We start from the raw sequence: 7,253 nt of genomic DNA, 5'->3' as shown, positions 1-7,253 counted from the left end.
GATGGCCTGGGCCGGCCTGCCCGACGGCGCACCGCCGACTTATCGCGCCGAATGGCCGCCGGCGGCCACGCTGGACTACCAGGTGCGCCGCGGCCTGCTGTCCGGGCAGGGCCACCTCACCTGGGACCCCCGGCCGCCCCGGTACACGCTGCGGCTGCAGGCGCGCGTGGCGTTGCTGGGCACCGTCCTGACCCAGACCAGCACCGGCACGCTCGCGGCCTCGGGCCTGGTGCCCGAGCGATTCACCGATGAACGTCTGCGCCGCCCTGCGAGGGTGGCCGATTTCCAGCGTCCGCACGGCCCCATCACCTTCAGCGGCCGCGAGGACACCCAGCCGTTGCAACCGGGCCTGCAAGACCGTCTGAGCTGGATGATCCAGCTCCCGGCCATCGTGCAGGCCGATGCCGGCTGGCACCAGACCGGCCGCGAACTGAGCCTGCTCGTCGTGAGCGCGCGTGCCGACCTGGACCGGTGGGTGTTCCGCTCGCACGGAGACCAGACGGTGGCCCTGGCCGACGGCCGCAGCGTCCGGGCCTTGCGTCTGGAGCGCCTGAACCCCACGGCTGGCGGCACCCGTGCCGAGGTGTGGCTGGACCCGGCGCGCCACCACCTGCCGGTGCGCGCCCGCCTCGTCGAAGGGCGCGACGAGCCTTTCGAGCTGGTGCTGACGGGGGGGTGAGCGTCTCAAGCCGGCGAGCGGGCCGCCGATACCCTGGGCAAAGGGGGCGGCCGGCGGGCTTGAAACTTGCAGGTGCATCCCCAGATCTCATGGACAGCAAGGGCCGCGCGGCACGGACACCGCAGCCGTGCCAAGTCCGGCCCGTGAAGGAGTGCTCCATGCAAATGCTCTACAACTCGGACAACTTCGCCGTCGTGGTTTTCGAGGTGCCCGCGCGTGAGCAAGCACCCCAGGCCGGCGAGGCGAGCGGGGCGCTCACCCGCGGGGGCTACGAGATCGTGGACAAGTTCTCGCGCAAGGAGATCTACCTCGAAGGCGCGATGGCCGAAAGCTTCAAGGCCGGTGTCGAAGCCCTGATCCAGACCTCGCCCAGCGTCGAGGAGATCGACGCCTACATCGAACGCTTCACCTCGCTGATGCACCAGCCGGTGGTGCTGCACTGAAACCCGGCCCGCCGCGGGGGCGGCGGGCTTCCCATGCCGCGTGGCCTGCGCTATGGTGGCCGCACGTCCGTCCTTGGCGACAAGGAGGTGCCCATGGTTCGACGTCTGGCCCAGGCACGCGAATGGCCTTCCCCGGGGCTGCACGAAGCGCCCGTGCTCGATCGCATGTGCTCGCACTTCGTGCTCACGCTCACGCTGCGGCATCCCGGGCGCTTCAACGTGCGGCGCGACTGGAACGCCCTGCTGGGCCTGACCGGCCGCCATCTCGTCTGGCCCGCACCGGTGCTGCAGCGGCTGCGCGAGTACCTCGGCCGGCGCTGCGCCGGCAACGCCCTTTGGCGGGGCCATGAACGGCTGGACGACGAGGCCTTCCTCCAGCGTCACGGCACCTGGCGCGGCCCCTACGAGGAGGGCACGCTGTTCTTCTACCTCGACGAATACATCAAGGACGCGCCCAAGGACCTGATGGCCGTGCTCGGCGCCACGCGCGACTGGCTCGACCGCGGTCTGCGGCGCGAATCGACCCTGGTGCAGCGCAATATCGATGCCCTGGGCGGGCTGTTGCAACTCAACCCGGCCGAGCGGGCCCTGCTGCTGTATGGCACGCTCGCGCGCTACCAGCGCGAGCTGCGCGGCCTGTTGGTGGAGTTCAAGGTGGCCAATGCCCAGGAGGCCTATGCCCTGCTGGCCGAGGTGGCCCAGGTCGACGAGCGCGAGGTGGCCGAGGCCCTGCGCGCCGGATCGCGCCTGGAGCGCATTGGCATGGTCGAGAACCTGATCTCCGAGCACAACATCACCGACCTGGCCGACCTGATGAAGGTCTCCGAGCAGCTGCCGCCGGTGCTGATGCGCGAATACCGCGACCCGGCCGACCTGATGGCCGTGTTCACCCGGCCGGCCACGCCCACCGAGCTCACGCTGGCCGACTTCCATTACGTGGCCGAAGATGCGCGCGTGATGGTCGCCCTGCTGCGCAACGCCGTCGCCCGGCACGAGACGGGCGTCAACATCCTGGTCTACGGCCCGCCCGGCACGGGCAAGACCGAACTGGCCAAGGTCGTGGCCAAGTCGGCCGGGCTCGAGCTTTACGAGGTGGAATACGCCGACCGCGACGGCAACTCCCTGTCGGGCCGCGACCGCTACCGCTCGCTGCAGATCAGCCATGTCTTCCTCAAGGGCAGCCCCAACGTGGCCCTGCTCTTCGACGAGGTCGAGGATGTTTTTCCGCCGCTGTCCACCGACACCGCACAATGGATGGCCCGGCTCGACGCCGGCGAGGGCCCGCCCAGCGGCTCGGTCAGCGGCAAGGCCTGGGTGAACCAGGTGCTCGAGAGCAACCCCGTGCCGGTGATCTGGGTGACCAACCGCATCGAGCAGATCGACCCGGCCTTTCGGCGCCGCTTCCAGTACCACCTCGAACTGCGCTCACCCCCGCCCGGGGCCCGCGAGGGCCTGGTGCGCAAGGCCCTGGCCGGGGTGCCGGTCGGCGAGGACTTCGTGGCCCGGCTCACCGCGCGCAAGGGGCTCACCCCTGCGCAGATCCGCACCGCGGTGCGCTTTGCCTGCCTGGCGCGCGAGGGCGACGACGACACCCGGTTGGAGCCGCTGATCGAGCGCCAGCTCGCCAACGCCGACCGGGCGCTGGGCGTCGGGCCGGGGGAACGCGGCCTGCGCATGAGCGTGACGCATTACGACCTCGGCCTGCTGCACACCGAGTCGCGCTTCCCGTTGCCGCGCATCGTCGAGGCGCTGCGCCGCCGCCAGGTCGGCACACTGTGCTTTCACGGCCCGCCGGGCAGCGGCAAGACCGCGCTGGCCGAGCACATCGCCGCCGAGCTGCAGCAGCCCCTGCTGGTGCGTCAGGCGTCCGACCTGGTGAGCAAGTATGTCGGCGAGACCGAACAGAACATGGCCCGCATGTTTGAGGAGGCCCAGACCGAGGGGGCGGTGCTGCTGCTCGACGAGGCCGACAGTTTCCTGCGCAGCCGTCGCAGGGCCGAGCGCCACTACGAGGTCAGCGAGGTCAACGAGATGCTCCAGGGCATGGAGCGCTTTGCCGGCATCTTCATCTGCACCACCAACCTCTTCGAAGACCTGGACGAGGCGGCGCTGCGCCGCTTCACCTTCAAGATCCGCTTCCATCCGCTGCTGCCTGCGCAGCGCGAACGCATGTTCGCCACCGAGGCCCTCGGAGACCCGCGGGCGAGCCTCGATCCGCAGCAGCGTGAGCGCCTGGCGCGGCTCGACCAACTCACCCCTGGCGACTTCGCGGCCGTGTGCCGTCAGGCCGAGCTGCTGGGCACCCCCTTCACGCCCGACGAGTTCCTCAGCCAGCTGGAGGCCGAGCACCGCACCAAACCCGAGGTGCGCGGGCGACGCGGCATCGGCTTCATGCACTGATCCTGATCCGCACGGGGGGGCGTGGCGGGCTCTACATCTGCTCCCAGGGCAAGCCGTCGTGCCGCCAGCCGTTCAGCGTGCCGCGGTGCAAGCGCTCGTCGCGATCACTCTCGAAGCCGTGGCGCACGTTGACCACCTCGGTGAAGCCGGCGGCCTCCAGGGCCCGCGCGGCCTCGAGGCTGCGCTGGCCCGAGCGGCAGATCAGCACCACCGGGCGGTGCGGGCTGGCAGCCTCGCGCCGCACGCGCTCGACGAAGCGCGCCTCATCGATCTCCATCTCAGGGTATTCGTACCAGGCAATGTGCACCGCACCCGGCGGGTGGCCCACGTACAGGTACTCGATCTCCATGCGCACGTCCACGAAGAGGGCGTCGGGGTGGGCCTGCAGGTAGGCCCAGGCCTGGCGGGGGGTGAGGTCTTTCATGGCGTCGGGGATCGGTCGTGGCGGCATTGTCCCGCAGCGCCAAGCCCCCGGGGAGCGCCGGCCCGGCGCCGATGCCTACAATGCGTCCATGGACGCCCAACCCTACACCCGCGCCGCCGCGCTGCCGGCCCTGATGCGCCAGCGCATCGTCATCCTCGACGGCGCGATGGGCACCATGATCCAACGCTACAGGCTCAGCGAGGCCGACTACCGCGGCTCACGCTTTGCCGACCACCCCAAGGATCTCAAGGGCAACAACGAGCTGCTGGTGTTCACGCGGCCCGATGTCATCACCGAGATCCACGAGGCCTACCTGGCCGCCGGCGCCGACATCATCGAAACCAACACCTTCGGTGCCACCTCGGTGGCCCAGGAGGACTACGGCCTGGCCCCGCTGGCGCGCGAGATGAACGTCGAGGCCGCCCGCCTGGCCCGCGCCGCCTGCGACAAGTACGGCACGCCCGACAGGCCGCGCTTCGTGGCCGGTGCTTTCGGCCCCACACCGCGCACCGCCAGCATCAGCCCGGACGTCAACGATCCCGGTGCGCGCAACATCGATTTCGACACCCTGCGTGCGGCCTATTACGAGCAGGCCGAGGGCCTGCTCGAGGGCGGGGCCGACCTTTTCCTCGTCGAGACCATCTTCGACACGCTCAACGCCAAGGCGGCGATCTTCGCGATCGACGAGCTGTTCGAAGCCACCGGCGAGCGCTTGCCGGTGATCATCTCGGGCACCGTCACCGACGCGTCCGGACGCATCCTCTCGGGCCAGACGGTCAGCGCCTTCTGGCATTCGGTGCGCCATGCCCGACCCATCGCGGTGGGCCTGAACTGCGCGCTGGGCGCGGCGCTGATGCGTCCCTACCTGGAAGAACTGGCCAAGGCCGCCAGCGACACCTTCATCTCCTGCTATCCCAATGCAGGCCTGCCCAACCCGATGAGCGACACGGGCTTCGACGAGACGCCCGAGGTCACCGGCGCGCTGATGGAAGACTTCGCACGCGCCGGCCTGCTCAACATCGCCGGCGGCTGCTGCGGCACCACGCCCGAGCACATCGCGGCGATCGCCCAGCGGGTGGGCCGCTACCAGCCCCGTTGCCAAGCCCAGGGGCTGTTCAGCAGCCTGGTGCCCCAGGCTGCCTGAGGATCGCAAGGGCCTGCGCTCAGGGCGCAGGCACGCTGATCAGCAGATCCACCCGGCGGTTCAAGGCCCGGCCCTGGGGGGTGGTGTTGTCGGCCACCGGTTCGCTCTTGCCGCGGCCTTCGGCCAGCAGGCGCTCGAAGGCGATGCCGCGCGCGACCAGGTAGTCGCGCGTCGATTCGGCGCGTTCCTTCGACAGGCGGTTGTTCAGCGCGTCCGAGCCCCGGCTGTCGGTGTGTCCAAGGATCTGCACCCGGGTGTCGGGGGCCTCGAGCAGGGCGGCGGCCACCAGGTCCAGGGTCTGGCGAAAGCCTGCCGTCACCGCGCTGCGCCCCGACTCGAAGGCGCTGTCGCCGGTGGCACGCACCAGCAGCCGGTTGTCCTCGGTGCGGCGCACTTCCACCTGGCCGGCCCGGGCTGCGCCCAGCAGGCGTTGGGCCAGGGCCTCCATCGACGCCGTCCAGGCATGGCCGTCGATCACCGAGACGGCCGCAGCGGGGGCGGGGGCCGGGGGCGGCGCGGCCGCCGCGCTTGGCGGGGGCGGGGGCGGCTCGGTCGGGGTGGGCGTGGCGCATCCGCAGAGCAGGGCAACCCCGGCCATCCAGGGCCAAAGCCGGTGCGGGCACAGCATCATGTCGTTTCCTCCTGAGATCGGTCTGTGATGACGAACAAAAAGCCCCGGCAGGGTGCCGGGGCTGGATGGGCAAAGGGGTCAGCGGGCCTGGGCGGTCTGCTCGCGCTCGGCCACGTAGATCTCCACGCGGCGGTTCTTGGCACGGCCCTCGGCCGTGTCGTTGCTGGCCACGGGCTCGCGACTGCCGCGACCGTCGATCGCGATGCGCGAGACGGCCACGCCGCGGGCCACGAGGTAGTCGCGCGTGCTGGCGGCGCGCTCGATGGACAAGGGGTTGTTCACCGCATCGGAGCCGGTGCTGTCGGTGTGGCCCACGATGCGGATCTCGGTGGCCGGATGCTCGCGCATGCTCTGGGCGAATTTGTCGAGCACGCCGGCCAGTTGCGGCCGGATGGCCGAGCGGCCCACGTCGAAGCCGGCGTCCGACGGGATCTGCACGCGGATCTGGTTGTCGGCGGTGCGTTCCACCCCGATGCCGGTGCCCGCGCTGGCCTGCTCCATCTTGGCGCGCTGCTCCTCCATGCGCTTGGACCAGATGTAGCCGCCCAGCGCGCCGACGGCGGCACCGGCGGCCGCGCCGGTGGCCGCGCTCTTGCCCTTGTTGCCCCCGGCGGTGGCCAATCCGATCACCGCGCCGGCCGCCGCGCCGATGCCGGCGCCCTTGGCGGTGTTCTGCTGGGTCTCACTCATGTTGGCGCAGCCTGCAGCCGCCAGGGCCAGGGCGCACACAGCCACGACATTGCGTTTCATGATCGTTCCTTACAGCAAAAAAGGACAAGGTCCCGATTCGAGCCGATGCGCGGTCGGCTGGCAAGGCCTGATCGTTGGAAAATGTAACGACCGCGCAGCACCGGCGGCACGAGCCGCCGGCCAGCGCCTGATTGGAGAGCCTTCGCGTAGAATGTGTTCCCTCCAAGGAGCGTTGCAGCACCGGCGCATTGGGCGTCGCGTGTCAGGCTTGGATTTGTTTCGCAACGACGCTCACCCGCGCCACGGGTGAGCCGTGGCCCACTGTCGGACCGGCCATGACCTCTGCCCCCCTTCCTGCCACCCCCGTGGCCCCGATGCGACTGTCGGGGCTGGAACCCGTGCTGATCGGCGAAGGCACACTGTTCGTCAACATCGGCGAGCGCACCAACGTTACCGGCTCCAAGGCGTTTGCGCGGATGATCCTCAACGGCCAGTTCGAGCAAGCGCTGGCGGTGGCGCGCCAGCAGGTGGAAAACGGCGCGCAGATCATCGACGTCAACATGGACGAGGCCATGCTCGACAGCAAGGCCGCGATGGTGCGATTTCTCAACCTGATCGCCTCCGAGCCGGAGATCGCGCGCGTGCCGATCATGATCGATTCGTCCAAGTGGGAGGTGATCGAGGCGGGCCTGAAATGCATCCAGGGCAAGGGCATCGTCAACTCTATCTCGCTCAAGGAGGGCGAGGCGGAGTTCAAGCGCCAGGCCCGGCTGATCCGGCGCTATGGCGCGGCCACCGTGGTGATGGCCTTCGACGAGCAGGGCCAGGCCGACACCTTCGAG

The 7,253-nt window shown here is 70.0% G+C and carries 8 protein-coding genes and 1 riboswitch; of the genes, 5 read left to right on the top strand and 3 right to left on the bottom strand.

What is annotated here, in order from left to right:
• The 3 genes from ACK42S_RS13610 to ACK42S_RS13600 form a co-directional block, all read left to right on the top strand.
• Positions 1–679, top strand: a 679-nt coding sequence (locus tag ACK42S_RS13610; protein WP_409708486.1) for a DUF3108 domain-containing protein, incomplete at its 5' end; no start/stop codon positions are given.
• A gap of 158 nt (positions 680–837) precedes the next feature.
• Positions 838–1,122, top strand: a complete 285-nt coding sequence (locus ACK42S_RS13605; protein ID WP_409708483.1) for a DUF3567 domain-containing protein — start codon at positions 838–840, stop codon at positions 1,120–1,122.
• A gap of 93 nt (positions 1,123–1,215) precedes the next feature.
• Positions 1,216–3,522 carry an ATP-binding protein gene (locus ACK42S_RS13600; protein WP_409708480.1) on the top strand — a complete coding sequence of 769 codons (2,307 nt, stop codon included), beginning with the start codon at positions 1,216–1,218 and terminating at the stop codon, positions 3,520–3,522.
• A gap of 31 nt (positions 3,523–3,553) precedes the next feature.
• On the opposite strand, the gene ACK42S_RS13595 is transcribed toward ACK42S_RS13600, so the two are convergent.
• Positions 3,554–3,946, bottom strand: coding sequence for a rhodanese-like domain-containing protein (locus ACK42S_RS13595; protein WP_409708477.1), 393 nt, complete (start codon positions 3,944–3,946; stop codon positions 3,554–3,556).
• 88 nt (positions 3,947–4,034) lie between these two features.
• Between ACK42S_RS13595 and ACK42S_RS13590 the strand changes: the two genes are divergently transcribed.
• Positions 4,035–5,090, top strand: a complete 1,056-nt coding sequence (locus tag ACK42S_RS13590; protein ID WP_409708474.1) for a homocysteine S-methyltransferase family protein — start codon at positions 4,035–4,037, stop codon at positions 5,088–5,090.
• Between the two features lie 19 nt (positions 5,091–5,109).
• On the opposite strand, the gene ACK42S_RS13585 is transcribed toward ACK42S_RS13590, so the two are convergent.
• Positions 5,110–5,721, bottom strand: a complete 612-nt coding sequence (locus tag ACK42S_RS13585; RefSeq protein ID WP_409708471.1) for an OmpA family protein — start codon at positions 5,719–5,721, stop codon at positions 5,110–5,112.
• Between the two features lie 78 nt (positions 5,722–5,799).
• Entirely contained in the window at positions 5,800–6,471 is a 672-nt protein-coding gene (locus ACK42S_RS13580) for an OmpA family protein (protein WP_409708468.1), read from the bottom strand.
• A gap of 158 nt (positions 6,472–6,629) precedes the next feature.
• Positions 6,630–6,711: riboswitch (S-adenosyl-L-homocysteine riboswitch) on the top strand.
• A gap of 35 nt (positions 6,712–6,746) precedes the next feature.
• Here ACK42S_RS13580 and ACK42S_RS13575 point away from each other — a divergent pair.
• Positions 6,747–7,253 (top strand): dihydropteroate synthase (locus ACK42S_RS13575; RefSeq protein ID WP_409708465.1); only part of this gene is annotated, 507 nt, incomplete at its 3' end.

The sequence above is a fragment of the Caldimonas sp. genome (assembly GCF_046289365.1).
Lineage (GTDB): Bacteria > Pseudomonadota > Gammaproteobacteria > Burkholderiales > Burkholderiaceae_C > Caldimonas.
This window is presented reverse-complemented; position numbering and strand designations above follow the sequence as displayed.